This is a genomic window from Actinocrispum wychmicini (assembly GCF_004345645.1).
GTDB classification, from domain to species: domain Bacteria; phylum Actinomycetota; class Actinomycetes; order Mycobacteriales; family Pseudonocardiaceae; genus Kibdelosporangium; species Kibdelosporangium wychmicini.
Genome location: NZ_SLWS01000003.1, coordinates 518,413 through 544,657, shown reverse-complemented (window position 1 = coordinate 544,657; position 26,245 = coordinate 518,413). Strand labels below are relative to the sequence as shown.

The 26,245-nt window shown below is 69.6% G+C and carries 27 protein-coding genes and 2 pseudogenes; 17 read left to right on the top strand and 12 right to left on the bottom strand.

Annotated elements, in window-relative coordinates; genetic code table 11:
- Positions 1-15: 15 nt before the first annotated feature.
- The 3 genes from EV192_RS16530 to EV192_RS16520 are packed head-to-tail and all read left to right on the top strand — an operon-like array spanning position 16 to position 3,768.
- On the top strand, positions 16-735 hold the full coding sequence (locus tag EV192_RS16530; RefSeq protein WP_132116126.1) for an MgtC/SapB family protein: 720 nt from the start codon (positions 16-18) through the stop codon (positions 733-735).
- Between the two features lies 1 nt (position 736).
- Entirely contained in the window at positions 737-2,473 is a 1,737-nt protein-coding gene (locus EV192_RS16525) for an ABC transporter permease (RefSeq protein ID WP_132116124.1), read from the top strand.
- 14 nt (positions 2,474-2,487) lie between these two features.
- The gene (locus tag EV192_RS16520; RefSeq protein ID WP_243726877.1) at positions 2,488-3,768 is read left to right on the top strand and encodes an ABC transporter ATP-binding protein; all 1,281 of its coding nucleotides are present in this window, start codon (positions 2,488-2,490) and stop codon (positions 3,766-3,768) included.
- On the opposite strand, the gene EV192_RS16515 is transcribed toward EV192_RS16520, so the two are convergent.
- Positions 3,747-5,162: an FAD-dependent monooxygenase gene (locus EV192_RS16515; protein ID WP_132116122.1), complete on the bottom strand. Its 1,416-nt coding sequence runs from the start codon at positions 5,160-5,162 to the stop codon at positions 3,747-3,749. The genes EV192_RS16520 and EV192_RS16515 overlap by 22 nt on opposite strands.
- Before the next feature lie 65 nt (positions 5,163-5,227).
- Between EV192_RS16515 and EV192_RS16510 the strand changes: the two genes are divergently transcribed.
- Positions 5,228-5,833 (top strand): TetR/AcrR family transcriptional regulator, encoded by a 606-nt coding sequence (locus EV192_RS16510; protein WP_243726876.1) that lies wholly within the window; start codon positions 5,228-5,230, stop codon positions 5,831-5,833.
- Here EV192_RS16510 and EV192_RS57390 read toward each other — a convergent pair.
- The 3 genes and pseudogenes from EV192_RS57390 to EV192_RS57380 form a co-directional block, all read right to left on the bottom strand.
- Entirely contained in the window at positions 5,830-7,359 is a 1,530-nt protein-coding gene (locus tag EV192_RS57390; protein ID WP_132116120.1) for a WD40 repeat domain-containing protein, read from the bottom strand. The two genes, EV192_RS16510 and EV192_RS57390, sit on opposite strands and share 4 nt — an antisense overlap.
- A 108-nt stretch (positions 7,360-7,467) precedes the next feature.
- Positions 7,468-7,773: pseudogene (locus EV192_RS57385) on the bottom strand (hypothetical protein); the annotation flags it as partial.
- Between the two features lie 415 nt (positions 7,774-8,188).
- Positions 8,189-9,562: pseudogene (locus EV192_RS57380) on the bottom strand (nSTAND1 domain-containing NTPase); the annotation flags it as partial.
- A 104-nt stretch (positions 9,563-9,666) separates the two neighbouring features.
- Between EV192_RS57380 and EV192_RS16495 the strand changes: the two are divergent.
- Together EV192_RS16495 and EV192_RS16490 are read left to right on the top strand one after the other, a co-directional pair.
- The gene (locus EV192_RS16495; protein ID WP_165960415.1) at positions 9,667-10,260 is read left to right on the top strand and encodes a toll/interleukin-1 receptor domain-containing protein; all 594 of its coding nucleotides are present in this window, start codon (positions 9,667-9,669) and stop codon (positions 10,258-10,260) included.
- 90 nt (positions 10,261-10,350) lie between these two features.
- Positions 10,351-11,721, top strand: coding sequence for a hypothetical protein (locus tag EV192_RS16490; RefSeq protein ID WP_132116116.1), 1,371 nt, complete (start codon positions 10,351-10,353; stop codon positions 11,719-11,721).
- Here the strand turns inward: EV192_RS16490 and EV192_RS16485 are convergent, their stop codons facing one another.
- Genes EV192_RS16485 through EV192_RS16475 form a run of 3 tightly spaced genes read right to left on the bottom strand, consistent with a single transcriptional unit; the run spans position 11,722 to position 13,499 of the window.
- The gene (locus EV192_RS16485) at positions 11,722-12,009 is read right to left on the bottom strand and encodes a DUF1905 domain-containing protein (protein ID WP_132116114.1); all 288 of its coding nucleotides are present in this window, start codon (positions 12,007-12,009) and stop codon (positions 11,722-11,724) included.
- A gap of 41 nt (positions 12,010-12,050) precedes the next feature.
- Positions 12,051-12,602 (bottom strand): mycothiol transferase, encoded by a 552-nt coding sequence (locus EV192_RS16480; RefSeq protein WP_132116112.1) that lies wholly within the window; start codon positions 12,600-12,602, stop codon positions 12,051-12,053.
- Positions 12,603-12,650: 48 nt separating this feature from the next.
- The gene (locus EV192_RS16475; RefSeq protein WP_243726874.1) at positions 12,651-13,499 is read right to left on the bottom strand and encodes an SAM-dependent methyltransferase; all 849 of its coding nucleotides are present in this window, start codon (positions 13,497-13,499) and stop codon (positions 12,651-12,653) included.
- Positions 13,500-13,612: 113 nt separating this feature from the next.
- Between EV192_RS16475 and EV192_RS16470 the strand changes: the two genes are divergently transcribed.
- Positions 13,613-14,146, top strand: coding sequence for a TetR/AcrR family transcriptional regulator (locus EV192_RS16470; protein ID WP_341770862.1), 534 nt, complete (start codon positions 13,613-13,615; stop codon positions 14,144-14,146).
- Here the strand turns inward: EV192_RS16470 and EV192_RS16465 are convergent.
- The gene (locus EV192_RS16465; RefSeq protein WP_132116108.1) at positions 14,136-15,593 is read right to left on the bottom strand and encodes an MFS transporter; all 1,458 of its coding nucleotides are present in this window, start codon (positions 15,591-15,593) and stop codon (positions 14,136-14,138) included. The two genes, EV192_RS16470 and EV192_RS16465, sit on opposite strands and share 11 nt — an antisense overlap.
- Before the next feature lie 174 nt (positions 15,594-15,767).
- On the opposite strand from EV192_RS16465, the gene EV192_RS54800 reads away from it, so the two are divergent.
- The 4 genes from EV192_RS54800 to EV192_RS16445 all read left to right on the top strand — a co-directional run bounded on the left by EV192_RS54800 (position 15,768) and on the right by EV192_RS16445 (position 18,055).
- On the top strand, positions 15,768-16,235 hold the full coding sequence (locus EV192_RS54800; protein ID WP_207926083.1) for an AraC-like ligand-binding domain-containing protein: 468 nt from the start codon (positions 15,768-15,770) through the stop codon (positions 16,233-16,235).
- The gene (locus EV192_RS16455; RefSeq protein ID WP_341770861.1) at positions 16,138-16,635 is read left to right on the top strand and encodes a helix-turn-helix domain-containing protein; all 498 of its coding nucleotides are present in this window, start codon (positions 16,138-16,140) and stop codon (positions 16,633-16,635) included. Before EV192_RS54800 ends, EV192_RS16455 begins: the two co-directional genes overlap by 98 nt.
- A gap of 164 nt (positions 16,636-16,799) precedes the next feature.
- Positions 16,800-17,210 carry a peptidase inhibitor family I36 protein gene (locus EV192_RS16450; protein WP_132116102.1) on the top strand — a complete coding sequence of 137 codons (411 nt, stop codon included), beginning with the start codon at positions 16,800-16,802 and terminating at the stop codon, positions 17,208-17,210.
- Complete coding sequence (locus tag EV192_RS16445; protein WP_132116100.1) at positions 17,207-18,055, top strand: hypothetical protein; 849 nt, start codon at positions 17,207-17,209, stop codon at positions 18,053-18,055. Before EV192_RS16450 ends, EV192_RS16445 begins: the two co-directional genes overlap by 4 nt.
- Before the next feature lie 85 nt (positions 18,056-18,140).
- Here the strand turns inward: EV192_RS16445 and EV192_RS16440 are convergent, their stop codons facing one another.
- The 3 genes from EV192_RS16440 to EV192_RS56820 all read right to left on the bottom strand — a co-directional run bounded on the left by EV192_RS16440 (position 18,141) and on the right by EV192_RS56820 (position 21,786).
- Entirely contained in the window at positions 18,141-19,688 is a 1,548-nt protein-coding gene (locus tag EV192_RS16440) for a M4 family metallopeptidase (RefSeq protein ID WP_243726873.1), read from the bottom strand.
- Positions 19,689-19,903: 215 nt separating this feature from the next.
- Positions 19,904-20,590, bottom strand: a complete 687-nt coding sequence (locus EV192_RS16435) for a response regulator transcription factor (protein WP_243726872.1) — start codon at positions 20,588-20,590, stop codon at positions 19,904-19,906.
- Positions 20,587-21,786, bottom strand: coding sequence for a sensor histidine kinase (locus EV192_RS56820; protein WP_132116794.1), 1,200 nt, complete (start codon positions 21,784-21,786; stop codon positions 20,587-20,589). The genes EV192_RS16435 and EV192_RS56820 overlap by 4 nt, the downstream gene beginning before the upstream one ends.
- 161 nt (positions 21,787-21,947) lie before the next feature.
- On the opposite strand from EV192_RS56820, the gene EV192_RS16425 reads away from it, so the two are divergent.
- From EV192_RS16425 to EV192_RS16415, 3 genes are all read left to right on the top strand, one after another.
- On the top strand, positions 21,948-22,265 hold the full coding sequence (locus EV192_RS16425; RefSeq protein ID WP_132116098.1) for a hypothetical protein: 318 nt from the start codon (positions 21,948-21,950) through the stop codon (positions 22,263-22,265).
- Positions 22,262-23,605, top strand: coding sequence for a cytochrome P450 (locus EV192_RS16420; RefSeq protein WP_132116096.1), 1,344 nt, complete (start codon positions 22,262-22,264; stop codon positions 23,603-23,605). Before EV192_RS16425 ends, EV192_RS16420 begins: the two co-directional genes overlap by 4 nt.
- Positions 23,606-23,696: 91 nt before the next feature.
- Positions 23,697-24,167, top strand: a complete 471-nt coding sequence (locus tag EV192_RS16415) for a hypothetical protein (RefSeq protein WP_132116094.1) — start codon at positions 23,697-23,699, stop codon at positions 24,165-24,167.
- Between the two features lie 58 nt (positions 24,168-24,225).
- On the opposite strand, the gene EV192_RS16410 is transcribed toward EV192_RS16415, so the two are convergent.
- The gene (locus EV192_RS16410) at positions 24,226-24,534 is read right to left on the bottom strand and encodes a hypothetical protein (RefSeq protein ID WP_243726871.1); all 309 of its coding nucleotides are present in this window, start codon (positions 24,532-24,534) and stop codon (positions 24,226-24,228) included.
- A 264-nt stretch (positions 24,535-24,798) separates the two neighbouring features.
- Between EV192_RS16410 and EV192_RS16405 the strand changes: the two genes are divergently transcribed.
- The 3 genes from EV192_RS16405 to EV192_RS56815 are packed head-to-tail and all read left to right on the top strand — an operon-like array spanning position 24,799 to position 26,236.
- Positions 24,799-25,686 carry an RNA polymerase sigma-70 factor gene (locus EV192_RS16405; RefSeq protein ID WP_132116092.1) on the top strand — a complete coding sequence of 296 codons (888 nt, stop codon included), beginning with the start codon at positions 24,799-24,801 and terminating at the stop codon, positions 25,684-25,686.
- Positions 25,686-26,114, top strand: a complete 429-nt coding sequence (locus tag EV192_RS16400) for an SRPBCC family protein (RefSeq protein WP_132116090.1) — start codon at positions 25,686-25,688, stop codon at positions 26,112-26,114. Before EV192_RS16405 ends, EV192_RS16400 begins: the two co-directional genes overlap by 1 nt.
- Positions 26,111-26,236, top strand: coding sequence for a hypothetical protein (locus tag EV192_RS56815; RefSeq protein WP_279493443.1), 126 nt, complete (start codon positions 26,111-26,113; stop codon positions 26,234-26,236). The genes EV192_RS16400 and EV192_RS56815 overlap by 4 nt, the downstream gene beginning before the upstream one ends.
- Positions 26,237-26,245 lie beyond the last annotated feature (9 nt).

The window sequence follows — 26,245 nt, the reverse complement described above, 5'->3', positions numbered from 1 at the left end:
AAAGTGAGCGCGGTTATGACGACTGCGGAAATGCTGCTGCGCCTGGGCGCCGGTGTCGGGCTGGGCACCGCGATCGGATTCGAACGGCAGTACCGGGCCCGGATGGCGGGCCTGCGGACCAACGCGCTGGTCGCGGCCGGGGCGACGCTGTTCGTCCTGTTGTCCTCGTACGGTTTCGGCGGGCTGACCGGCAGCGGCAGCGCCGACCCGACCCGGGTGGCGGCGCAGATCGTGTCCGGGATCGGTTTCCTCGGCGCCGGGGTGATCCTGCGGGACGGGCTGACGGTGCGCGGGTTGAACACCGCCGCGACCCTGTGGTGTTCGGCCGCGGTCGGCTCGTTGGCCGGTGCCGGCCTTTACCAGGTCGCCTTGGCGGGCACGGTCGTGGTCGTCATCGTCAACGTCCTGCTGCGCCCGCTGGGCCGGGTGATCGACCGCCGGCCGGAGGCTGGCGACGAGACGCCGACCGTGTACATCTTCCGCGCGGTGACCAAGGACGACGCCGAGGCGCATGTCCGTGCGTTGCTGGTGCAGGCGTTGGGGCGCACGGATTTCCGGCTCGAGTCGGTGCAGAGCAGCAACGCGCCCGACAACGGCCACGTCGAGGTGCGCGCCGAACTGGCCGCGGACCGGCGGGACGACAAGCAGATGGAGACGGCCGTCAGCCGGCTGTCCCTCGAACCCTCGGTGACCAGTGTGCGGTGGGACGTCCGAACGCCGCGGCAGGAGAAGTGACATGGCATTACTGCGTACTTTCCCGTCCCGCCCAGCCTTGTCCCGCCCCCGGCAGGGCGCGGCGGACCTGGTGGTGCTCGCCGGCGCCGCCGCGCTGCTGTGGGCGGTGGTCCAGCTGTCGCACGGCCTCGTCGCGCCCTTCGACGAGGCCAACGCACCGGACCGGATCTCCACGGACCCGGGCGAACTGCCGTACTACGCGGCCCGTTCGCTGCTGCGCATGTTCGCCGCGCTGGTGCTGTCGGTCGTCTTCACGTTCGTGTACGCGACGGCAGCGGCCCGACTGAGGCGCGCGGAGAAGGTTCTGCTGCCGGTGTTGGACATCCTGCAGTCCGTACCGATCCTCGGGTTCCTCTCGGTGACGATCACCGGGTTCCTCGCGCTGTTCCCCGGCTCGCAGCTCGGCCTGGAGTTCGCGTCGGTGTTCGCGATCTTCACCTCGCAGGCGTGGAACATGACGTTCGCGTTCTACCAGTCCCTGGTGTCCCAGCCCCGGGAGCTGGACGAGGCCGCGCGCCTGCTGCGGCTGTCGAAGTGGCAGCGGTTCTGGCGGGTGGACGTGCCCGGCGGGATGATCCCGTTGGTGTGGAACGGGATGATGAGCTTCGGCGGCGGCTGGTTCTTCCTGGTGGCATCGGAGGCGTTGAGCGTCAACAACCACTCGTACGTGCTGCCAGGCATCGGCGCGTACGTCGCCGCCGCGACCGACGACGCCGACCTCGGCAAGGTCCTGCTGGCGATCGCGGTGATGATCGTCATGGTGGTCGGTGTGAACGTGCTGTTCTGGCGGCCGTTGACGGCGTGGGCGGAACGGTTCCGGGTGGAGGAGTCCGAGGCGGCGACCGCGCCCCGCAGCATCGTGCTCGACCTGCTGCGCCGGTCTCGGGTGCCGCGCGGGCTCGGCCGGCTGTTCGGCTGGGTGGTGCGGCCGCTGGACCGGCTGATGGCGGTGTTGGGCCTCGCGGACCGTCCACTTCGGACATCGCCGGTGCGGCGCCGGATCGGGGACGTGGTCTTCGCGGTCGTGGTGTTCGCGCTCATCGGCTACGGCCTGGTCCGGATGGTCACGTTCATCGCGGACACGGCGGGGTTCGGCGAGGTCGGCCACGCCCTGCTGCTCGGGCTGGTGACGTTCGGCCGGGTGATCGCGTTGCTGGTCGTGGCGACGCTCGTGTGGGTGCCGATCGGCGTGTGGATCGGGCTCAACCCCAAGGTGTCCCGGCTCGCGCAGCCGGTTGTCCAGGTGTGCGCGTCGTTCCCGGCGAACTTCCTGTTCCCGCTGATCACGGGCGTGCTGGTGGCGACCGGGATCAGCCTGGACTGGGGCGGGATCCTGCTGATGGCGTTGGGCGCGCAGTGGTACATCCTGTTCAACGTGATCGCCGGCGCCTCGGCGATCCCGAACGACCTGCGGGAGGCCGCCGCCACCCTCCGGCTGCCCCGGAAACTGTGGTGGCGCAGGCTCGTCCTGCCGGCGATCTTCCCGAGTTACGTCACCGGCGGCATCACCGCGGCCGGCGGCGCCTGGAACGCGTCCATCGTCGCGGAGATCGTCAGCTACGGTAGCACCACGCTCACCGCGACCGGGCTGGGCGCGTACATCAAGGACGCCACGACAACGGGCGACGGGGCGCGGATCCTGATCGGCGTCGCGGTGATGAGCCTGTACGTGGTCGGCCTGAACCGACTGTTCTGGCGCCGGTTGTACGCCATCGCCGAACGCCGTTTCACCCTGTGAACCTGGAGGATCCCGTGTTGATCAGCATGGACAACGTCAGCAAGAGCTTCACCGGCGCGGCAGGCGACGAACTGCGCGTACTGGACGGCATCACCCTGGACCTGCGAGCCGGCGAGATCGTGGCGCTGCTGGGCCGGTCGGGGTCGGGGAAGTCCACGTTACTGCGGACCGTCGCCGGCCTGATCAGCCCGACCAGCGGAACCGTCCGGTACCGGGGCGAGGTGCTCAACGGCGCCAATCCCGGTGCCGCCATGGTGTTCCAGTCGTTCGCGCTGATGCCGTGGCTCACCGTGCAGGACAATGTGGAGCTTGGTCTCGCCGCGCGGGGTGTCGCGCCCGCCGAACGCCGGGCGCGCGCACTGGCCGCGCTCGACCTGATCGGCCTGGACGGCTTCGAGTCGGCGTATCCCAAGGAACTCTCCGGCGGGATGCGGCAGCGGGTCGGCTTCGCGCGGGCCCTGGTGCTCGAACCGGACCTGTTGCTGATGGACGAGCCGTTCTCCGCGCTCGACGTGCTCACCGCGGAGAACCTGCGGACCGAACTGATGTCCCTGTGGGCCGGCGATCAGTTCCCCACCAAGGCGATCTGCATCGTCACCCACAACATCGAGGAGGCGGTGCTGCTCGCCGACCGGGTGTTCGTGCTCGGCGCCAACCCGGGCCGCATCCGCGCCGAGGTCACCATCCCCCTGGCTCGCCCGCGCGACCGCCGGTCCACCGCGTTCGCGAGCGTGGTCGACCACCTCTACGACCTGCTCGCCGGACGCGAAACCGAGGAGTCGAGCCCCGAACCCACCCCGACGGCCCGTCCGCTGCCGCAGGCGTCCGTCGGCGGCCTGGCCGGCCTGGTTGAGATCATCCACGCCCGGGGCGGCGACGCGGACCTGCCCGACCTGGCCACCGACCTCAACTTCGAGGTGGACGACCTGCTGCCCCTGGTGGACGCGGCGGCCATGCTGCAACTGCTCGTCGTGACCGGCGCCGACCTGCACCTCACGGCTACCGGCGCGGCCTTCACCACGGCGGACATCCAGCACAGCAAGAAGATCTTCGCCACCCAGGTGCGCGACCACGCCCCACTGGTCCGAACCATCTGCCGGGCACTGGACGCCAGCGCCGACGGATCCCTGCGTGCCACCTTCTTCCTGGACCTGCTCCGCCGCGCCTTCTCCGCCACCGACGCCCAACACCAACTCGACACGGCGATCGACTGGGGCCGGTACGCCGAACTCTTCGACTACGACACCAACACCGACCAACTCACCACTGATGGCTATGCCAACGCGGCCAGGTAGTCCATCACCGGTCGCGGGTCGGCCGACGTCAGCGCGACGTGGTTGTCCGGTCGGACCAGAACCATGCCGTCACCTTCGATCCCGTAAGTGGCACGGACGTTGTCGTCGGTGATCCGGTAGGTGTCGACCGGGATCTCGGCTTGGACGTCGCCGAAGGTCAAGAGCGTGAAATGCGGTCCCGCGAACATGTCGAACAGTCGGCCGGTCGCGGTGGGGGCGTCCGGCGCTCGGCCGCCGCCGTTCGCGCCGGCCAGGGAACTCCACGGGTACCCGATCGTGAGGCCCCTGCCTTCCGGTGTCAGCACCCGCTCCAGGCCGACCCCTGGTTTCCGCACGGCCGCCATGACCGCGTTCAGCCGGTCGGTCGTGAGGTTCAGGGTCCACGCGGCGATCGGCAGCCGCTCCTCCTCGTACGTGTCGAGCAGGTCCGTCCCGGCCCGCCCGGACACGACGAGCGCCAGTTTCCATCCCAAGTTCCAGGCGTCCTGGATGCCGGTGTTCATCCCGAGCCCGCCCGCGATCGGGTGGATGTGCGCGGCGTCGCCGGCCAACAGGACCCGGCCCACCCGGTAGCGGTCGACCATCCGCGTGTTCACCGTCCACGTCGTGGACCACGTGAGATCGCGCAGCCGTACCCCGGGGATCCGCGCGTGCTTGTCGAACAGCCGCTGGAACGTCGCCAGGGTCGGTTCCGGCAGGCGCCCGTCGGCGTCGGGCGCGCAACTCGCCTGCAGCTGCCACGATCTCGTGCAGCGGAACGGCGACAGCAGCACCGCGCCGTCCTCGTCGATCCACTGGTGCCACACGTTCGGGTCCAGTCGGTCGACTTCGACATCGCCGCAGATCATGGTCTGTTCGCGCGCGGTCTCCCCCGCGAACGACACTCCCAAGAGCTTGCGCACCAGGCTGTGCCCGCCGTCGCAGCCGACCAGGTAGTCGGCGGTGATCTCCCGGCCGTCGGCCAGGGTCGCCCGCACGTTGTCGGGGGTCTGGGTGAAGTCCTTCAGCTCGGTGTCCAGCTCCACTTTCACCCCGGACGAGGCGAGCTTGTCGCGGAGGATCTCCTCGGTCCGCCACTGGGGAACGAACAGCAGGCTGTCGTAGGGCGCGTCCGGGGTCGGGCCGGGCTCGGCGAACGGGTCCAGTTCGGACAGTTGCCGGCCGTCGCGGTACTTGCGGTAGCGCAGGTGGGTGATGCCCGCGGCGATGATCTCGTCGACCAGCCCCAGGTCTTCGAGGATCTCCAGGCTGCGCGGGTTGAGCGTCTTGCCGCGGGACGCCGGCGAGAACCGGGCGGCCTTGTCGACGATCCGCACGTCGACACCCCATCGGGCCAGGTCACAGGCGAGGGTGAGGCCGGTCGGCCCGGCTCCGGCGATCAGCACACTGGTCATGGCCCCACCAAAACACAACCGAGTCTCAAATACAACCCGGTTAAATTTGTGCTAGGGTTACAGACGTGCTGAGAGAGCTGAAGAAGGAACGGACCCGGCGGGCGCTCTCGGCCGTGGCGATCGAGATGTTCCTCGCGGACGGCTTCGACCAGGTCTCCGTGGCGGACATCGCCGCCGCGGCCGAGGTGTCGAAACCCACCCTGTTCCGGTACTTCGCCACCAAGGAAGACCTTGTGCTGCACCGCTTCGCCGACCACATCGGCGAACCCGCCCGTACCGTCCGCGAACGGGATCCCGCCCGGTCCCCGCTTTCCGCCCTGCACCACCACTTTCAGGCCGGACTGGACCGCCGCGACCCAGTCACCGGCCTCTGCGACAGACCCGACGTCCTGGCCTTCCACCGCCTGGTCTTCACCACCCCCAGCCTGGCGTCCCGACTGGCGGACCTGGAAACCCACGACGTCGACCAGCTGACATCGGCCCTCGACGGAACCCTGATGGCCCGCCTGGTCGCGACCCAGATCGTCGCCGTGCTCAAAACACTGGCCCGGGAGAACTGGCGCGGCCTCGCCGACGGCCGCACCGCGGACTCCTTGTACCCCGAGGCCACAGTGGCCGCCGCGGAAGCGTTCTCCCTGCTCAGCGACGGCGCCGGAAGCCGCGGATACTAACGCCAGCCGCAGGGCGCGCGATACGAGATCTGCGGGAAGTGTTCGCGCCACTTGGCGGGCAGGTCCGACTCGGTGGTCAGCGCGCACACGCGGTCGGCCGTGCGTTGTGGATCGGTGTTCCACAGCGCGACTGTGCCGTCGTCGAGGCTGGTCACCAGCCAGTCGCCGGACGGACGGAACTGCGCGGAGGTGGGCCTGCGGGGGAACGTCGCCCCCGAGACAGTGGCGGCATTGAGACTGATCGGCCAGTACACCTCGGCCATCGTCCCGGTGTCCCAGACGTGCAGCTCGGATTCGAGGCCGGCGGTGACCATCCTGGTGCCGTCGTGGTTGAAGTCGATGGCGAACACCACGCCCGGGGAGAGGCGCGTCACGGTCGGATCGCCGCTGTGCGAGAAGTCCGCCACGGTCCAGAGCCGGATGCCGTGGTCGATGCCGCCAGCGGCGAAGGTACGGCCGTCCGGGCTGAACGCCATCGCCGCTGTCCGCTGCACCGGGCCGGTCAGTGTGGTGCCCCACGGCCGGGGGTGGGCCGGATCCGACAGGTCCCACAGGTCGATCTCGCCGGTGGTCCGGGCGGCGGCCAGCCGAGTGCCGTCGGCACTGGCCACGACCATGTCGTAGTCGTGGCCGAAGGGCTGGCCCAGCGGTCGCGGCTTGTCCGGGTCGTCGATCGACCACAGTTGCGCGGCCGAGTCCGACCGCACGGTGACGAGGCTGCGGCTGCCCGGTCCAAACGCGACAGTCGTCGCCGCCGACGGGATGACGCCGTCGAACCGACGCACTGAGTCCAAGGTGGCCATGTCCCAGATGTGGGCCTGCCCGTGCGCGTCCACACAGGCCAACAGGTCTCGCTCGGTGCTGAGCCACACCCCGGCGGCCGTGCACGCGCCCGCCGGGATCGTCGCGTCCAGCCGCATGGGCAGGGCGGGGTCGCCGGTGTCCCAGAACCGGACGGACCCGTCGGCCAACCCGACCGCGAGGCGGTCGCCGGCCGGCGCGAACCGGGTGAAAGCCGGCCGCTGTCCCGGCGAGAACACGGTGGGTGGCAGGTGCCAGTCACGCAACGAGCCGCCCGCGTCCACCCCGATGACGTGCTCCGGGCCGGCGAAGAACAGTCCGGTGACGGCCGAGCCATGGCCGGCCAGCACGTTCGCGGCCGCGAAGATGGTCCCGGCGTCGTCCAGCCACCACAACGCGATGTCCCGATTGCCGAGACCCGCCGCCAGCCGGTCCTTGTCAGGCCCGTACGCGAGTGTCCGGACCTCGCCGCCGGTGACCAACGGCGGCCCGATGACGCGCGGGTGGCCGGGGTCGTCGATGTCCAGCCGCAGCACGTCACCGGCCATGGTGCCGGCCGCGAGTTCCCGGCCGTCCGGGCTGAACGCCAGGGCGAGCACGGGTGCGTCGCCCAGCCGCCTCGGCTGCCCGATCCGGGTGGCGTGTCGCGGATCCGACACGTCCCAGAGGTGCACGGTGCCTTCGTCGGCGAACGCCAGGAGATCGCCGTCCTGGCTGGTGGCCATGGTGCGGATGCCGGCCCGCGCACCGGCCGGCACGTCGCTGATCCGGCTCGGTTCGGCCGGGTCGGCCAAGTCCCACAAGCGGACGCTGTCGCCCAGCCCGCCGGTGGCGAGAAAGCGTCCCCGCGCGTCGAACGCCATGGCCACCAGGGCGGCCTGCGCCCCGCGCACCGGCTTCCCGACCGGTGTCGGAGTCGCCCGGCTCGTGGTGTCCCATACCTGGAACGTCCCGTCGTCGTGGCCGACGACAAGCAGGTCGCCGCTCGGCGAGAACGCCAGGCTCTCGCCGTGCTTGCCCGCCGAGAGGCACGACTGTGGGCGGCCCGGGCGGGCCGGACCACAGGTACAGCTTCGTGGTCGTGTCGGTGGCGGCGACCAGGTCGGTGGTCGGGCTGTGGGCCAGCGCCGAGAAGCCAAGTTGCTCGTTGTTGCCGTAGTTGGTGAACAGGACCGTCGCCAGCGGCGCGTTCTGGGACGTGACCAGCGCGCTGTCGAGGTGGACGCTGTGGCCGTAATGCCTGGCGGCGACGTACATCTGCGCCGCCAGCGTCGAGTCGATCTTCATGAGTTCGGCGCTGGCGGCCACCATCTCGTTGAACTCCGCTTCGTCCCGCTTGTCCAAGGCGTAGCCGGCGACGACGCTGGCGACAACCGTGAGCACCACCAGCAGAGCGATGGTCGCGCGGCGGATCCTCTTGCCCCGCTTGAACTGTCGGACCGACGCGGCAAGGAACGCGTGTCCGGTGTGGCTCAGCCCGTGGTTCGGTTGGGCCGCCCAGTCCCGGGCGGCGGTGAGCCGGTTTCCCCGGTACAGCACGGAGTTCGACCGCTTGTCACGGATCCAGCCGGTCGCGGCGTCTTCGATGTCCTGTCTGACCAGGTTGCCGGCGCGGTCCTCGTCGAGCCATTTCCGCAGGGTCGGCCACGCCCGCAGGAGCGCCTCGTGACTGATCTCGACCGTGTTCTCCCGTTGGGTGAGCAGGCGATTGGCGGTGAAGGCGGCGAGCACCGGGTGCGCCTGCTTGCCGGGGAATGCCGCCAGCAACTCGTCCGTGGGGAGCAGCCGGCGGACGTCCTCGTCGCCGATCCGCACCAGGCGCAGGAACATCCGCCGGGCGATGTCCTGCTCGGTGCTGCTGAGCCGGGTGAAGGTCCGCTGCGCGGCGGTGGCGATCGCGCCGGCGATGCCGCCGGTCGCCCGGTAACCCGCCACAGTGAGGGTGTGTCCGTGCCGGGTCTGCCAGGTCGCACGCAAGGCGTACGCCAGCATCGGCAGCCGGTGCGCCGGGTAGCCGTCGGTGGCGCAGCCCGTGCCAAGGTCGCGCAGCAGCAGTTCGACCAGGTCGTCCGCGAAATCCAGGTGCTCCAGCTGGGCCGGGCAGACGATCGCGTCGCGCAACTCGGACTCCGACATCTCCGGTACGAGCACGGGCACGTCCTGGAGCGCCGCGCGCACGGACGGCAGGTCGAATCCCGCGGCGTAGAAGTCCGCGCGGATCCCGAACACCACCAGTGCCGCAGGTGGCCCAGTCGTGCCTCGCGGGCTCAACGACGTCAGTGCGTCGACGAACGCGACCCGCTCCGCGGGGTTCGCGCACATCGTGAAGAGTTCCTCGAACTGGTCGACGATCACCAGCGGAACAGCGGCCGATTGCCGGCGCATCTCGGTCGCGACCAGCGCGCCGGCGGCCGCGGGCCGGGCGTGCAGGACCCGCCAGACGTGCTCCGGTGGCAGTCGGGTGAGCGCCGCCAGGCTGTTGGCGAGCGCGGGCATCGGCCGGGCCGTCGGGGTCAGGTAGACCTGCGGCCACTGCGCCGAGCCCCGGACCGGGAGCGCTCCCTGAGCGACCGCGGGGATCAGGCCGGCCCGCAACAGGGACGACTTGCCTGCTCCGGACGGCGCGATCACCGCCTGCATGCCCGGCTCGTCGAGCTGATGGCCGACTTTCCCGACCAGCTCAGCGACCAGCCGGTCCCGGCCGAAGAACCATTTCGCCTGCTCGGACTCGAACGCGGCCAGCCCCGGATAGGGACACTCGACATCGGCCGGCGCGCTCACGGTCCGGCGGGTCACCCGCACTCCGTTGTGCAAATAGATGTGCAGATCGCGATCGACGACGAACTGGTCCCGGGCGGCCTGGAAGACCTGAGCCGAACCGGACGCGTACGCGTTCAGGTGCGCATTCACCGGATTGTCGTCCGTCATCGAGATCACCCCTTCCGCACCATGGGTCGCCTGGGGCAGGCTTCTGTTACAGAAGTGTCGGTAGGATGCGTTTGTTCGGTCGCCGGAAGTGGGAGTTCGGAATCATGACCGCTGTTTTTGTCAACTATCGGACCAGTGACGAACCGAGTGCCGCGACGCTGCTCAAGCGCGGCCTGTCCGAGCGGCTCGGTGAGGACACCGTCTTCCTCGCCAGCGACCGTGGAATTCCCCCGGGAAACGACTTCGAACGGGAACTTCTGCACCGGGTGCGGGGCTGCCGGGTCCTGCTCGCGGTGGTCGGCCCGCGCTGGCTCACCCCCACCGGACCCGATGGTCAGCGGCCCATCGACCAGGACGGCGACTGGGTGCGCCGGGAAATCGCGGAGGCCTTCGCGCACGACATCAGAGTCATCCCGATCCTCGTCGGCGCCACGAAAAGGCTGACCGGGGAGACTCTTCCGCCGGCCATCGCGCCCATCACCACGTGCCAATACCTGCGGCTACGCCATCACGACCTGGACTCGGACCTCGACACCATCGCCGACGCGCTCACCAAAGCGATTCCCGAACTCGCCCGTCCTGGCGTCGACAATTCACCGACGAATGGACAAATCGTGATCTCCGCGCACGCCACCGGCCACAGTCGCATCTATCAGGCTGTCCGCGACCAGACAATCAATGAGTCGCCGCAAAAGTAGCCGGCGCGCCCGAACGTGCGGCCATCGGTGCCCCCACGAGCATCCGGACGTCGGTGTCCCCGCCGCCGAATGATGGCAGCGTGGACGAACGTGCGGGAGCCTCGACAACAAGACACCGAGTGGGGAACGTCCGGAAACGAACTCGACGCGCGGACTCAGAAGCTGACCGCGGACCTGGACCGCGCCCGAACCGACGGAACTGAGCCGTACCTGCTGCAACTCCAGCGGTGTGCGGGCAATTCGCAGGTGTCCCGGATGTTGGTGCGCCGTGAGCCGTACTCCGAGGCCGGCGCCGCCGCCCGCGCGGCCGAGATCGACCAGCAGGTCCAGGCCAACCCGGCCATGTCCACCGTCGAACTGCAACGGCTCCTGCAGGAGCGCGACCGGATCCTGCCGTTGGTCGACCACCCGCCGGCCGCGCGGGTGACCGCGCCGCCCGCCCCGCCAGGGCAGCCGTCACCGGTGGGGATGCCCGGCGCGATATCGCTGGCGGCCGGGATGATGATCGTGCCGACCACCGGCGGGCCACCCGGCGTCCCGCCGTCGGTCCTGTTCGGCACCGGAACGCAAGCCGCAGCCGCGGAGACAACGGCGGTGACGACCGCGGAGGTAGGCGTCACCACCGCGGAGGCTGGCGCGGCGGCGATGGAGGCCGTTGCGGCCGAGGCGACCGCCGCCGAGGTCCTGGCCACGGGAGCCACCGCCGCCGGCGGCGCGTCGACCATTCCGGTCGCGGGCTGGATCGTCGCCGGGATCATCGTGATCGGCGTCGTCGGCTACCTGGTCTACCGCCACTACGACCGGGTCGAGGCGCCGTCGGGCGCCCCAGGCGGGCCCGCCGTCGCCCCACCCGCGCCGGGCGGCGGACCGGTCAGCGCGCCCGGAGCACCGCAGGGCGGCCCGGTTTCGTTGCCAGGCGGGCAAACCGGGCCGGTCTCCCTGCCCGGCCAGCCGACGGGGGTCGAGCAGCTGCAGGTGTCGTCCGCGGATGTGGAAGACGCCCGGAGCCGGCTCGACCGGCTGGAACGCTCCGGCAGCCTGTTCCGTGACGTCGGCAACCTGCGCGACCGGCTCGGCGCGGCCGACGAAGGCGTCCGCCGGGCCGCCCAAGCGGAACTCGCCGGCCTGGAACGGGAAGCGGCGGACTTCGACCGCCTGCGCCGAGGCGAGGACGTCGGCGCTCCCCGGTCCGCCCCGTTCACTGAGGAGTCCGCGTTCGAGGAGCTGATGAACCGGTATCCGCCGCCGCTGAACCAGGAGCCCTACAACAAGTGGTCCAGACAGCAGTACAGCTCGGTCCGGCTGCAGCCCGAGGATCTCTCGACCGAGCCGGGCGAGCAGAAGCGGATCCTGGTCATCCGCGCGCCCAACGGGAAGCAGCTGCGGTTCTCGGTGATCTGGCGCGGCGGCGTGTTCCAGGACATCCACGAGTCCGGCGGCCCCTCCGACCGGCAGCGGTGATCAGGTGTCCACGACCATGTGGACGGTCACCGTGTGGCCTTCGTCCAGGTCCTCGTTCTTCCGCACCTGGGCCTTCACCGGCACGATGTAGCTGCCGTCCTTGGGGAACAGGGAAGTCCGCCACGTGCTGGCGCCGACCGTGACGGTCACCGGGATCATCCCCCAGCCGTAGCTGACGCGCCCGGACAGGTCCTCCAGGTCGCGGCACTGCTCATCCGGGACGGTGACGAAGAACCACGGCGCGGGGCCGCGCCAGTACCAGATCTCGCCGCTGAACCTGAGTCGCACCAGTCACCCATCCCCTCGTTCGATGTCCACATCGGACACTGTCACCCGTGCCAGCCGGCCGGCGGATCCTCGCCGACGCGCCCGTCCACGGCCTCGCGGAGCAGGTCGGCGTGGCCGGTGTGCCGGCCGTACTCCTCGATCAGGTCGCACACCAGGCGCCGCAGGCTGGCGTGCCGGCCGTCCGGCCAGGAGACGTGGACGAGCTGGTCGAGTCCGCCGTCGGTCAGGGCGGCCGCGAGCCGGGCCCGGGACCGTTCAATGGTGTCGTCCCAGAGCGCGTAGAGCTGCTCCGGGGTGTCGTTGACGGCCGAGTTGAAGTCCCAGTCGGGGTCGGCCGCCCAGTCGGCGGTGTCCCACGGCGCGCCGACCGGTGTTCCGTCGAGCTTCTTGGTGAACATCTGCTGTTCGGCGCGGGCGAGGTGCTTGAGCAGGCCGCCGAGAGTCAGCGAGGACGCGCCGACGCGGACCTGCAACCCCGCTGAATCGAGGCCGTCGGTCTTCCAGCGGAAAGTCGTGCGCAGGCGCTCCAGCGCGCCGACGAGGTGCTCGACCTCGGTGCCGGCCAGCGGTGGTTCCCAAGGGGTGTCGGTCATGGCGACACCGTAGAACCCATTGCGGACGTTCCGCTTCCGGAACCCGCTCTACGGCTTGCGGCCGACGGCTCCCACCAGCAGGCGCTGGACCGGGGCGACCGGCTTGAGCCGCGGGCCGTCCGGCCACCAGTCGGCCAGCGGCACCACGCCGGGTTCGACCAGGTCCAGACCGGGCAGCATCTCGGTGATCCGGTCGATCGGGCGGAACCAGCCGCTGGCCATCGGGCTGTTCAGGTACACGTCCTGGACGCGGGCGGCTAACTCGGCCAGCTCGTGCCCCGGCCCGGGGTCGAGCAGATGGGCGAACGCGAAGTACGAACCCGGTGCGCTCGCGTCGATCAACTCCCGCATGATGTCCCACGGGTCGTACTCGTCGGGGACGTGCATCAGGGTGCCGACGTGACAGAACGCGACCGGCTGCTCGAAATCGATGTACTTGCAGACCGCGGCGTCGTTGAGCACGTTCTGCGGCGCGAGCCAGTTGACGTCGACGATGTGGGTCATGTCGTTGTCGGCGAGGAGCGCGCGGCCGTGCGCGAGCACCAGCGGATCCATCCCGATGTAGACCACGGACGCGTTGCGGTTCAGGCGTTGCACCACTTCGTGGGTGCTGTCGCCGACCGGCAGGCACGCGCCGAAGTCCAGGAACTGGCTGATCCCGGCCTCGCCGGCGAGGAACCGGCTGGCGCGCATCAGGAACTGGCGGTTGTCCCACGCCAGCGCGGTGAACTCGGGCGCGACGGCGGTGAACTCGTCGGCGATCGCGCGGTCCGACTCGTAGTTGTCCTTGCCGCCTAACAGCGCGTTGTAGACACGCGCGATATGCGTTCCCGAGTCATCGGTCGACCGTTCACCATGCGTCATGACTCGCCCCCGAACCGCCGTGTCGCCGCTCACTCTTCCAGCGTAAGGCCAAGATGGCGGCAGGTGGTCCAGACCGCGTGTTTCGAAACCCACCCGGGACACACGGCCGCCCGGAACGGCGATATGTGCCGTCCGGACGGTACAGTATGACTGTGCCGAAGCCGTCGTCCCGGGAACGGATCCTGGACTCGTACGAGAACATCCTCTCCGAACGTGGGCCGGTCGAGATCACGCTCGACGCCGTCGCCGCGCACGCGGGCGTGTCCAAGGGCGGCCTGCTGTACCACTTCGGCTCGAAGGACGCGCTGCGTGACGGTCTGCTCGACCGGATGACGCAACGTACGGCCGAGGACGTCGACAACGCCCGCCATGCCCCCGAAGGGGTGGTGCGGTACTTCCTGCGGACCGCCATCACCGACGCGACCCCCAAGCACCCACTGCACCGCACCACCATGGCCACCCTCCGTCTGGCTCTCAACGACCCACGGGCCACGGAGGTTATGCATCGCGGCACCACCGCCTACCGCGACCTGCTCAACGAGCACATCGACGACCCGCTCACCGCCGAACTCGTGCTGCTCGTCGGTGACGGCCTCTACATGCGCTCGGCGCTCGGCGAGGCCAACACCACGACGTTGCTCGCCCGGATCGGCGAGATCGCCAACCGGCTCAACGCCTGACCAGGTCCGCGACCGGCGCGTTCGTCGGCCGCAACATCGTGTACGCCTGGATGGCCGCGCCCAGCAGGATCACGGCGGCCGCCCATGACGCCACCTGCAGGCCGCTGACGAACGCTTCGCGTGCGGCGTCGATCAGGCCGGGCGTGTGCTCCGCGGCCGCCAACGTCTCCCGGGCCTCCGCCGGTGCGTCGTGCGGCAGCCCGCCCCGGTACACCGCTGTCGCCACACTGCCCAGCACGGCCGTGCCCAGCGCACCGCCCAGCTCGTACCCGGTCTCGGACACCGCGGCGGCGGCGCCGGCCCGCTCCGCCGGAGCGGACATGACCACCAGGTCGTTGGTCAACGTCGACGTCAGCCCCAGGCCGAGGCCGGCCAGGACACAGCCGACCACCACGCCGGTCAGCCCGGCGTCCACCCCGATCACCGCGAACCCGCCGACGGCCAGCAGCAGGCCACCGGCGATCAGCCGGGACTGGGAGAACCGTTTCGCCAGCTGGGCACCCGCGAAGGCACCGGTGAGGCTGGCCGCGGTCTCCGGCAGCAGCCACATCGCCGACTGCAGCGGCGACATCCCCAGCACCAGCTGAAGATGTTGGGGCAGCAGGAAAAGCAGGCTCGCGATGCCGAACACGCTCAACGTGTTGGTGAGCACCGACCCGGTGAACGCCCGGTTGGCGAACAACCCGAGGTCCAGCATCGGGTGCGTGAGTTTCCGCTGCCGACGGACGAACAGCACACCCGCCGCCGCACCCGCGCCGGCACCCAACGCCGACAACACAGTGAGTTCACCGGTCGCCAGCATCTTGATCGCGTACACCACAGGCAGGACCGCGGCCAGCATCAACACGGCCGACGCCAGGTCGAACCGGCCCGGCTTCGGGTCCCTGGCCTCCGGCAGCAGCACCGGCCCCGCGACCAGCAGGACGAGGAGCACCGGCACGTTCACCAGGAACACCGAGCCCCACCAGAAGTGCTCCAGCAGCCAGCCGCCGACGACCGGCCCCATCGCCATCCCACCGGAGAACGCCGCGCTCCACACGGCGATCGCCATCCGGCGTTGCCCGGCCTCGGTGAAGATCGTGCGGATCAACGACAGCGTCGACGGCATCAGCGTCGCACCACCCACACCGAGCAACGCGCGCGCCAGGATCAGCATCATCGGCGTGGTCGAGAACGCCGCGACCACCGAGGCCACGCCGAACACGACCGCGCCGCCGAGCAGCAGCCGTCGCCGGCCGATCCGGTCCCCCAACGACCCCATGAACACCAGCAGCCCGGCCAGCACGAACCCGTAGATGTCCACGATCCACAGCTGCTCGACCCCGGTCGGGCCCAGGTCCGCGCTCAGCTGCGGCAAGGCCGCACCCAGCACGGTCATGTCCACACTGATCAGCAGCACCGGCAGCACCAGGACACCCAGTGCCAGCCGCCGCGCACGGGCCGACATCACACACCTCTTTCGTAAACCGTCCAGACGGTATAGTTTCAGGGTTCAAAGTATACCGTCCGGACGGTTCAGTCAACGGGATCTGGATCACCACTTGGCCCGGTGCCGTTCCGCAAACCTCCAGGTCGCGCCGGAACAATGGGCTGTGCGAGACCACTCGGGGAGGGGCGGCTCATGATCGAAACCGTGTTCCGGACAAGTGATCTTCCTGTCGCCGACCGGTTGTCCGCGTGGCGAGAACTGGTCGCCGGCTCGCTGATCCCGAGCACGGTGGTGTCCGACGAATCGTCCGGGTTCCTGGCCGAAATGCGGTCGATGGACTTCGGCGACCTTCAGCTCAGGACGATGCGCCTGCCGGAGTTGGAGTCGCTCCGCACGGCGAGACTGATCCGCAGGTCCGATCCGGAACAGTTCCAACTGGCCGTGCCGCTGTCCGGGAAGTTCGTGTTCAGCCAGGCCGGGCGGGATTCCCGCTTCGGCCCGGGGCACCTCAGCCGATGCGGTCAGCCGCATGTTCGGCATCCCCGTGTCGACGGATCACGGGATGAGCGCGGTCCTGGTGACCTACGTCAAGGAGCTGGTCAGGCACGCGGGGGCGTTCCGGGCGGGCGACTCGGCCCGGTTGGCCATGGTGGCCCTTGACCTCGTGGCCGCGTGGTGTGCGCACGAGCTCGACGCCACCGGGGAACTGTCTCCGGAAACGCGCCACCGCGCGCTGTTCGTCCACATCCAGGACTTCATCGAACGCAACCTCGCCGACCGGACACTCGCCCCCGACACGATCGCCGCCGCCCACTACATCTCCACCCGGCATCTGCATCACCTGTTCCAGCAGCAGGGTGTGACGGTCGTGGGCAGTATCCGGCAGCGGCGCCTCGAACGGTGCCGCCGGGACCTGGCCGATCCCCGGCTGGCCGGACGACCGATCCACGCGATCGCGGCCCGCTGGGCCTTTGCCGACAAGGCGCACTTCAGCCGACTGTTCCGGGCCAGATACGGCGTTCCGCCCAGCCACTACCGGCGCCGCGGATCCGTGCGCTGAGGTCGTCGCGTCCGAACGGCGGCTCGCACACGCGGTCAACGTCCAAGCGCTCGTCGTCAACTCGACGTCCCCGAAGCCCGACAGAGTGCCGTTGTCCCAATCTGGCGGGATTCCCACGCTCCCGGCAGGTTCGCCAACCGGTTCCTGATCGAAAGAGGAAGACCATGCGGACAAGGAACGTCCTCGCGGCCGGTATCGCCGCTCTGCCACTGCTGTCCATGCTCGCCGCCGCGCCGAGTGCCGAGGCGGCGACCGCCTCGTGCCCGGCGGACAGCCTCTGTTTCTGGGTGGACACCAACTACTCCCCCGGCGCACCCGGTGTCGTCAAGCACAGCAATCCCAACTTCACCGCGTTTCCGCACTCGGCGTGCCAGACCGGCACCTGGAACGACTGCATCAGCTCCATCGCGAACACCAAGGGGTGCACCGCCTATTTCCATGTCGACGCGAACTACCGTGGCCACAGCCACAGCCTGGCGGCCGGTGACCGGGTCCCGAACTTCGCCGCGCAGCCCCCGACGGGCTACAACGACCCAGGATTCAACGACAAGATCAGTTCGGACAGCACCTGTTGAGAACCTGGACGCTGGTCATCCTGCTGGCCGGGCTCACCGGTTGCGCCACCGCGCGGCCGGCCGGTCCGCCGGCTTTCACCGGCGAACTGGATGCCACCGCCGTCGACCTGGCCACCCCTTCCGGGACGTGGCGGTCCACCCAGGTGGTGCTGGACAACGCCATCGCGCACCTGGACCGGCACTGTATGGCCGCACGGGGGTTCGACTATCCGGTGAGGACGACCCCGTTGCCACCGTCACCGGAGGACGAGACGGCCATCATCGACCTGCCCGGCCGCAGGACGCGGGGTTACCGACCCGAACCGTCCACTCCAGACACAAGCCCGGGGTCGCGGCCACCCGGTTACCAGGCCGCGCTGTTCGGCCCGCCGGGAACCGACGTCCCGACCGGGATCGCCGGCGGATACACGGTCAAGGGGCAGGGGTGCGAGGCGGACAGCCGGCGGGCCCTCGTCGGCGACGTCGTCCTGTGGGCCCGTCTCACGTACGTACCGGAACAGGTCAACGACCGGCTGACCGCTCAGGCCACGTCGGCCCCGGGCTACCTCTCGGCCATGGCCGGCTGGCGGGAATGTGTGGCGGCGCGAGGGTTCCCGTTTCAGACGCCCGACGACGCTCGCCATTCGTTCGGGCAGGAAACAGGAACCGCGGCGGTGTCGCAACGGGAGATCTCCGTGGCGGTCGCCGACGGGGAGTGCGCGATGCGGGAACACCTGCCTCTGGTCGCGTTGCGAGCCGAACGAGACCTCGTGGCGTCCCTGCCCGACGCTGACCGCAAGCTGCTCTACGAGCTCGCCGCGTACCGAGCCGCCGCGGTCGAACGCGCGCAGACAGTCGTGCCATGACCGTACGAACAACGCCGCACAGTAATGGCCGGCCACCGCACACGGCGATGGCCGGCCACTGCTACTGGTTCACCAGATCAGTCGATCACGGGCAGGCGGGCTCGCCGGCCTGTGCCGGCACGCTCACCGCGTTCCACGCCGCCTTGACGGCGTTGAAGTTGGTGCAGTTGCCCGGGGTGAGGGCCTTGGCCGCCTGCAGCGTCCAGAGCCGGTACCGCGGGTAGCCGCTGGCCGTGGTCTTGCGGAGCATCGCGTTGTAGAAGATCGTGAACGCGGCCTGCGTGCCGACGCCGGTCACTCGCTGGCCGTTGCAGGTGGGGCTGGTCGGCTGGCCGTCAGTCGGGTTGCTGCCCTCGGCCAACAGGTAGAAGAAGTGGTTGCCCGGTCCTGCCGCCGCGTGTACCTCCATGTTGGGTACCGCGTTGGAGAAGCAGTTCGGGTTGTTGCCCACTGCCTGCGGGTTGAACATGTTGCGGATCGGGCCGCTGCCGACCAGGTTGATCCGCTCGCCGACCAGGAAGTCGCGCGTGTCGAACGGAGCCGGCTCGTTGGCGAACCACTCGGTGGACGCGCCGAACACGTCGGCCACGAACTCCTGGGTGCCACCGCGGGAGATCCGGCCCGGGGTGTGGTCGTCGACGCCGTGGCCGTGCTCGTGCGCGACCACGTCGAGCGAGGTGATCCACTGGTTCTGCTGGTTGTGGCCCATCTGGACCTGGCTGCCGTCGTAGAAGGCGTTCAGGTCGTTCAGGCCGACCCGGATCGGCCATCCGCCGCCGTTGCCGTCGAAGCTGTTGCGGCCCACCCACTGCGACAACATCTGGTTCTCTTTTTGGATCACGAACATGGCGTCCGCGCAGCCGGTTTCCCGGTTGGTGGCGTTGCCGTTGCCCCACGTGTCGGTGGTCTTGGTGAACGTGGTGTTGTTCGCCGCGTTCTGGCACTGCTCAGTGGGGTGCGCCGGGTCGCGCAGCAGGAAGTTGGCGCCCTGGTGCGTCGTGGCGATCTGCACCGGCGTCGGGCCGTTCCACACGGTGTTGCCCGTGCCGTGCATGACGTGTTCCTGGGTGCCCAGGATGGCGCCCGTGCGTGCGTCGACGTAGACCGACTGGATCGAGTAGTCCTTGCCGTCGTTGCCGGTCACGCGGGTGTCCCACGCCAAGCGTGTCTTGCCGTCAAGCGCGTACACCGAAAGGACCGGTGCGGTCACGGAGTCGACCTGCGCGAGCTGGCCGCGCGCGAGCTGCGTCGCACGCGCTGAGGTGATCCGAGGGGTCGTGGCCAGGGTGCCGACGGCCTGTTGCTGCGCCACGGACATTTCCTGAACCGCGCCGGTGCCGTCGGTGACCACGACGAAGTCGCCACCGATGACGGGCAGCCCCTGGTAAGTGCGCTCGTACGACACGTACTGCATGCCGGCCGAGCTCGTCACTCCCTGCTGCACGAACTGCTCGCCGGCGCTGGCGAACAGGGCCGAGGGTCGGGTGGCCACAAGCGCGTCCGCGCCTCGAGCGGCCATGGCTTGCACAGTGAATCCGGGGCTGGGGCTCGTCGCGGAAGCGGGCACGGCCAAGGCCAGTGCCGCCGCGAACACAGCACCCACGGCGATCGTGCGGTGCAAAGTGCGTTTCACAGATGCTCCTTTCCCAGCGTCATCGTTGAGCGCTGGAAACATGCAGGGGACGAAACATCCACGTGAGATCAACTTGTGCACTGCACGCGTCGGCTAGAGCACGCACAGTGACACCGGCACCGTAAACACGAACCCCCGGCCCTGAACACCGTCGATAGTGCGGAATCGGGCAACTAGAACATATTCGGATATCAATACTTAAGTGTGAATGCCGGTCAGGCGGTGTGCGGGCGGCCGGGCGTGACGATCTGGTGATCGAACGCGTAGACGATCGCGGCGGCCCGGTCGCGCAGGCCGAGCTTGGCGAAGATCCGGCCGATGTGGCTCTTCACCGTGACCTCGGAGATGAACAGGCTGTCGGCGATCTCGCTGTTGGTCATGCCGCGGCCGATCGCTCGCAGCACATCGTGTTCCCGGCTGGTGAGCTGGTCGGGCGGCTCCGTGGGCTGGCCCGTGTCGGCGGCCCGGCGGTACGTGGTGAGCACGCGGGCGGTCACGGTGGAATCCAGCCAGCTGTCCCCCGTCGCGACCGTCCGGACGGCCCGGATCAGGTCCTCGGCCGGCGAGTCCTTGAGGATGAAACCCGCGGCGCCCGCGCGCAGCGCGCCGGACAGGAGCTCGTCGTCGTCGAACGTGGTCAACGCGAGCACAGGCGGGTTGTCCTGGCGCTGACGCAGCCGCCGGGTGGCCTCGATCCCGTCCACGTTCTTCATCCGCAGGTCCATCACGACGACGTCGACCGCGTGGGTGTCAAGTGCCGCCGGCACGTCGGCGCCGTCGGAGCATTCGTCGACGATGACGAACCCGGCGCGGCGGCGCAGGATCCGGCGCAGGCCCGCGCGGACCAACTCCTGGTCGTCCACAAGCAGGACCCGCACGCAGTCGTCGGTCACGTCGGTCACGACATCACCGTCCGGATCGGGCACACCGACGTCGGATCGGTTCCGAGGAACGGCATGATCAGGTCCACCACCCAGTGCTCGCCCTGCTGACCGAGGTTGAGGACGGCCCCCAGCTGCCGGGCCCGGGTGGCCATGCCGTTCAGGCCGGTACCGTGGACGTTCGCCGTGACGCAGCCCGCCGGCAACGTGTTGCGGACGGTCAACCGCGTCCCGTCCAGATCCGCGCGCAGGAGCACGGTAGCTGTGGCCGACGGCGCGTGCTTGGCGATGTTGCTCAACGACTCCTGGGCGATCCGGTACAGCCCCAGCCCGTGCGTACGATCCACAATGGACAGATCACCGGTCTGCCGGTACTGCACGTCGATCCCGGCGGCCTGGGTGCGCTCCACCAGGTCCGGCACGTCCTGGATGCCGGGCAGCGGCTGGGTCTCGGCCGGCCCGGAGCCCAGCAGGCCCACCGAATGCCGGATGTCCGCCATGGCCGCCCGGCCGACCCGCTCCGCCTCGGTCAGCGCCTCGACGGCCTCGGCGATGTCCTGGTCCTCCTGCAGCGCGTGCCGTGCGCCGGTGAGGTGCAGCAACGTGATGGTCAGCGAGTGCCCGACCACGTCATGCACTTCGCGGGCGATCCGTTGGCGCTCCGCCGACACCGCCTGTTCCCGCGTGATGGCGTGGTTCTCGCGCTCAGCGGCCAACGCCCGGATCTGCCAGCGCAGCGCGACGCCGACCTGCGCACCGAGGACAAGCGACACGAGATACACCGGGGTGCCGATCAGCCCCGTCCTGGCCGCCGACCACACCAGCACCCCGGCGGCGAGGACCGCGACGACGGCCGCGTGCCGGAACCGCAGCGTCGCCGCGACTTCGGCCACGCCGACCACCAGCACCAGCGGTGCGAAGTCGGCGACCGGTCCCGTCGGGACTGTCAGCAGCACCGCCACGAAGCCCGTGACGATCACGGCCTCCAGCCACGGCGACATCCACCACCCGGTGATGATCCATTGCAGCCAGTAGACCGCCGGTGGCACGAGCACCAGCGCCAGCGGAGTCGGCGGCAGCAGGGCGCCTCGTTGGGCCAACGCCGCCAGGGTGAACCCGATGCTCAGCACCGCCGACGCCAACGGCAGCCACCAGGGATACGGCACCCCGAGGCGCAGGCAGGTCGCCTCCAGCCGTGCCTTGAACCGCTGCAGCATCACCACCCGCCCAGAATAAGGTCAACTCCGGGCGGGGACATCCCGCCGCGGACGGGCATCGCCTCCGCCCACGGTATAGGTCCCCCGGCACGTCGCGGCACGTCGGAAACCGGGCATAGCGTCCTGGCCATGATCTACCCGATCGGCGTGGGAGGTGCCCGTTGACGTGGACCGAGACCCACCGGTACTACGACCGTCTGCGGGCCGTCGTGGACCAGGTGGAACGAACCGACGACGGCGCGTTGCCGTGGTGCGACGAGTTCGCCGAGATCTTCCGTGACCCCGCCGGCCTGGTGCTCGCGCTGCGCCGACACTGGCAGCTGATCGTGCGTGCGCAGGTCGACGAGCCCTACGACCCGGACGGGCGGCCCAGCGCCGAACTGCGAGCCATGATGCTGCGGCACCGCAGCCTGCTCGCCGTCCTTCGAACTCACGACACGGAGCCGTCGCTGACGACGGCGGTGAGGGGTATGGCATGAACCGAGCACGTTCCGGCCTGATCTGGGCGATCCGCTACGGCCTGCCCGGCGTGGGGCTGCGGGTCGCCACGGCCCGCGGCGACCTGATCGCCCGGGTCGTCGCCGACCCCGAGGTGCTCGCCGACCCGTTCCCCGTCTACGAACAGCTCCGCGCCCAGGGACCGGTCGCCAGCAACCCGTTCATCCGGGCCACGACCCACCACGCGACGGCGAACATGATCCTGCGTAACGACGAGTTCGTCGACGGCGACGTGCCGCTGGCCGACTCACGGCTCGGCCGGCTCGTGTCCGCCGCGTCCGACCCGCACTCGCTCGGCCCGTTCGAGGCACCGTCGCTGCTCGGGCTGCACCCGCCGGAGCACACCCGGATCCGGCGGCTGGTGTCCCGCGCGTTCACGCCCAAGGCCGTGGCCCAGTTCGGCGACCGGATCCAGCAGATCGCCGACGAACTGCTCGACGACATCATCGCCGGGCCGCCGGTGTTCGACCTGATGGAGACGTACGCCAGTCTGCTGCCGGTGACCGTCATCGCGGAGATGCTCGGCGTGCCCACCGCCATGCGCAAGCAGTTCCTGGCCTGGGGCAACGACGGCGCGCTCACCCTGGACCCCGGCCTGTCCTGGCGGGACTACAAGCGTGCCCAGGTGGCGGTGCGCACCAGCCACCACTGGCTCGACCAGCACATCGCCAACCTGCGCGCGAACCCCGGCGAGGACCTGCTCAGCCAGCTGGTGCAGGTCGTCGACGAGGGCGACCGGCTCACCGACACCGAACTGCGGGTGACCGCCCTGCTGATCCTCGGCGCCGGCTTCGAGACCACGGTCAACCTGATCGGCAACGGCGCCGCGCTGCTGCTCGCCCACCCCGAACAACTGGACCTGCTGCGCGACGACCCCGGCCGGTGGAACAACGCCATCGGCGAGATCCTGCGCTACGACTCCCCCGTGCAGATCACGTTACGCACCGCCGGCCGCGACACCCACCTGCTGGATCGTCCGATCCGGAAGGGTCGTTCGGTGATCGTCATGCTCGGCGGCGCCAACCGCGACCCGGCCGTGTTCACCGACCCGCACCGGTTCGACATCGGCCGCGAGAACGCCCGGGAGCACCTGGCGTTCTCCGCGGGCATCCACTACTGCCTCGGCGCCCAACTGGCCCGCCTCGAAGCCGCCATCGCCCTGCGGACGCTGTTCGACCGCCTGCCGGAGCTCACCTCCAGCGGTGCGCCGACCCGTGGTGGCACCCGGGTCCTGCGCGGCTACCGCCAACTGCCCCTGCGCGCCGGCCGTGCCGCTTCGCAAACGGCCACAAACCGTACCACCGTGACGGAAAACGCCTAACTATGGTCCACTGTGGACGAACTCGGCGGTGTAACCCTTTGGCGTATCAACTACTGCAAGACGCAAGCGCTGACACACGGGAGGTTGTCCGATGCGCAAGCGAGTACTGGCAGTTGTTGTGGCGCTGAGTGCCTTATCGGTGGCGAGTGGCACGGTCGGCGGTGGTGCCGCGTTCGCCAAGGGCCGCAAATGCGGTGACCCGGTGTCCACCAAGGGCAACGGTAGCAGCGGCACCGGATGGACGCTGAAGTCCCAGTACGACGACGACGGCCCGGTTCCCGGGGCGCTCGTGGTCGGCGAGGAGTTCGAGATCAACACCGAGGCCGCCGGGCAGCACTGGTCGGTCACCTTCGCCGACAACGGCGTGGTGTTCTTCAACAACCCCGACGACGTCTCCATCGCCACCGGGATCAGGGAAGTCCACATGAACCCGGCGGTGCACAACACCCCGGAGCACATGACCGCGCACGCCGTCCGGTTGGACGGCCCGACCCACGAGGTCATCGACGGCGCCGTGGACCTGCCGCCGGCCCCGGCAAGGTGCGGACCTAAGTCACCGTGACCGGACGGTAGTGTGCGATGGCCGTCGTGGCGTCCCCACGACGGCCATCCACAATGGACTATGACAGCTGCACCGCCCTGAGCAGGTTCAGGTACGGCTGGTCGTCGATCTCGGCCCGCGCGGGCGCCGGCCCGCTCAGCCGGAGCACCCAGTAGTGGTCGTATCTCGGTGGTGTTTCCTGGAAACAAGCGTTACAGCTGATCTGCAGGAAGCCCTCTCCCGTGTCGTGCGCCCGGTATCCGACGTTGTCCAACGAGTGCTCTCCCCGGCGGCACGTCGCCGGGAACACGCCGACGCGCTCCCCGACCGCGTCGGTCCGGTAGATCACGTCCCCATCCGACTGCCACATTGACCCTGGTGCGTCCATGCACGCCAACCTACCCGCACTCGAACACATGTTCACTTCGAGTCCGGGGAGATCACCCGCTGGAGTGATGAGCGGTCACGGAGCAGTAGGCGCAGTGTGATCCGAGTCATTCCCGGAGGTGTCACGGTTTCCCGGCCCGCGGTGTCAGATGGGTGATACCTCGGAAGGGAGCGTGCTGTGACGTTGGTCCATCCCCGGTCGGTGTTCCGTGATCCATGATCAGTCGGTGACAGTGGACAACGGCGACGTCGCGGCGGTCGCCCGATGAACCACGAAGAGGTCTTCGTCGAGTACCGGCCGCTGCTGTTCACCATCGCCTACGAGATCCTGGGCAGCGCCGCCGACGCCGAGGACGTGCTGCAGGACAGTTACCTGCGATGGCGCGACGTCGACCACGCCGAAGTGGCCAACCCTCGCGGCTACCTGGTGCGTACCGTCACCCGGCAGGCGCTCAACCAGTTGCGTACCGCGCGCCGCCGACGTGAGGACTACGTCGGCGCCTGGCTTCCCGAACCGATCCGCACCCAGGGCGACGCCAGCGAGGACGCCGTCCTCGCCGAGTCGGTGTCGATCGCGATGCTGCTCGTGCTGGAGACACTGAGCCCGCACGAACGTGCCGTGTTCGTGCTGCACGAGGTGTTCGGCTACCCCTACCGGGACATCGCGGACATGGTCGGCAAGACCGACACGACAGTCCGGCAGATCGCCCACCGGGCCCGCGAGCACGTCCAGGCCCGCCGCGCCCGGTTCCACCCCAACACCCCGACGGCATCGGACGTCGTCGACCGCTTCCTGGCCGCGGCGCAGACCGGGGACGTGCAGGGCCTGATGGACATGATGGCCCCGGACGTCGTGCAGATCGCCGACGGCGGCGGCAAAGTGACAGCCGCGCGCAGACCGATCCACGGCCCCGCCCAGGTGGCCCAGTTCGTGGCCGCCATCGCCCGCCGCGACGTGCCCGACCCACGGATCGAGATCGCCACGTACAACGCGTTGCCAGCACTGCTGTTCTACGCCGCCGACGACCTGGACTACGTGGTGATCTTCGAAATCGCCGACAACCTCGTGCGCGGCCTCTACGCCGTCCGCAACCCGGACAAACTCCGTGCCGCGACCGTCGTTCACCGGCTCACCCGAGGAAAGGACTCCTGATGGTGACCGTCAAGGTCGAGCGGGTCGTGGCGGCGCCGATCGACGAGGTGTTCGACTGGTGCGCCACCTCCAGCAACTACACCCGCACCCCGCTCGTCCTCCGTGCCCGGCTGGCCGAACCCGGCGACGGCGCGCCCTACGGCGTCGGCGCCGTCCGCCTGCACACCTGGGCCATCGGCTGGTTCAAGGAACGCGTCACCGCCTACCACCCGCCGCACGACTTCGACTACGTCGTCGACCGCAGCTTCCCGCCGGCCAGGCACAAGCTCGGCCGGATGACGTTCACCGAGGTCCCGGGCGGCACCCGCGTGGTCTGGACCAGCATCGTCGAAGTCCCGTTCCCGATCCGGCCGCTGGCCAGAACGCTCATCACCTACGTCTTCGGCAAGATCCTCGACGCCGCCGACGCCGACCTCGCCGAACGGTGAGGAGTCAGCCGGGCAGCAGCGCGGTCGCGGCGTTGGCCACGACCTGGTCGATCTGGGCGCCGACGTCGCCGGGGCCGACCAACGTGCCGGCGGCGTCGAGCGGGCACTGCCCGGCCAGGTAGGCGGTCGGC

Coding starts and splice junctions, on each gene's coding strand:
- EV192_RS16530 (WP_132116126.1), top strand. CDS start 16: ATGACGACTGCGGAAATGCTGCTGCGCCTGGGCGCCGGTGTCGGGCTG.
- EV192_RS16525 (WP_132116124.1), top strand. CDS start 737: ATGGCATTACTGCGTACTTTCCCGTCCCGCCCAGCCTTGTCCCGCCCC.
- EV192_RS16515 (WP_132116122.1), bottom strand. CDS start 5,162: ATGACCAGTGTGCTGATCGCCGGAGCCGGGCCGACCGGCCTCACCCTC.
- EV192_RS57390 (WP_132116120.1), bottom strand. CDS start 7,359: ATGGCCACCAGCCAGGACGGCGATCTCCTGGCGTTCGCCGACGAAGGC.
- EV192_RS16495 (WP_165960415.1), top strand. CDS start 9,667: ATGACCGCTGTTTTTGTCAACTATCGGACCAGTGACGAACCGAGTGCC.
- EV192_RS16480 (WP_132116112.1), bottom strand. CDS start 12,602: ATGACCGACACCCCTTGGGAACCACCGCTGGCCGGCACCGAGGTCGAG.
- EV192_RS16470 (WP_341770862.1), top strand. CDS start 13,613: ATGACTGTGCCGAAGCCGTCGTCCCGGGAACGGATCCTGGACTCGTAC.
- EV192_RS16465 (WP_132116108.1), bottom strand. CDS start 15,593: ATGTCGGCCCGTGCGCGGCGGCTGGCACTGGGTGTCCTGGTGCTGCCG.
- EV192_RS54800 (WP_207926083.1), top strand. CDS start 15,768: ATGATCGAAACCGTGTTCCGGACAAGTGATCTTCCTGTCGCCGACCGG.
- EV192_RS16455 (WP_341770861.1), top strand. CDS start 16,138: ATGAGCGCGGTCCTGGTGACCTACGTCAAGGAGCTGGTCAGGCACGCG.
- EV192_RS16450 (WP_132116102.1), top strand. CDS start 16,800: ATGCGGACAAGGAACGTCCTCGCGGCCGGTATCGCCGCTCTGCCACTG.
- EV192_RS56820 (WP_132116794.1), bottom strand. CDS start 21,786: ATGCTGCAGCGGTTCAAGGCACGGCTGGAGGCGACCTGCCTGCGCCTC.
- EV192_RS16420 (WP_132116096.1), top strand. CDS start 22,262: ATGAACCGAGCACGTTCCGGCCTGATCTGGGCGATCCGCTACGGCCTG.
- EV192_RS16415 (WP_132116094.1), top strand. CDS start 23,697: ATGCGCAAGCGAGTACTGGCAGTTGTTGTGGCGCTGAGTGCCTTATCG.
- EV192_RS16410 (WP_243726871.1), bottom strand. CDS start 24,534: ATGGACGCACCAGGGTCAATGTGGCAGTCGGATGGGGACGTGATCTAC.
- EV192_RS16405 (WP_132116092.1), top strand. CDS start 24,799: ATGAACCACGAAGAGGTCTTCGTCGAGTACCGGCCGCTGCTGTTCACC.
- EV192_RS16400 (WP_132116090.1), top strand. CDS start 25,686: ATGGTGACCGTCAAGGTCGAGCGGGTCGTGGCGGCGCCGATCGACGAG.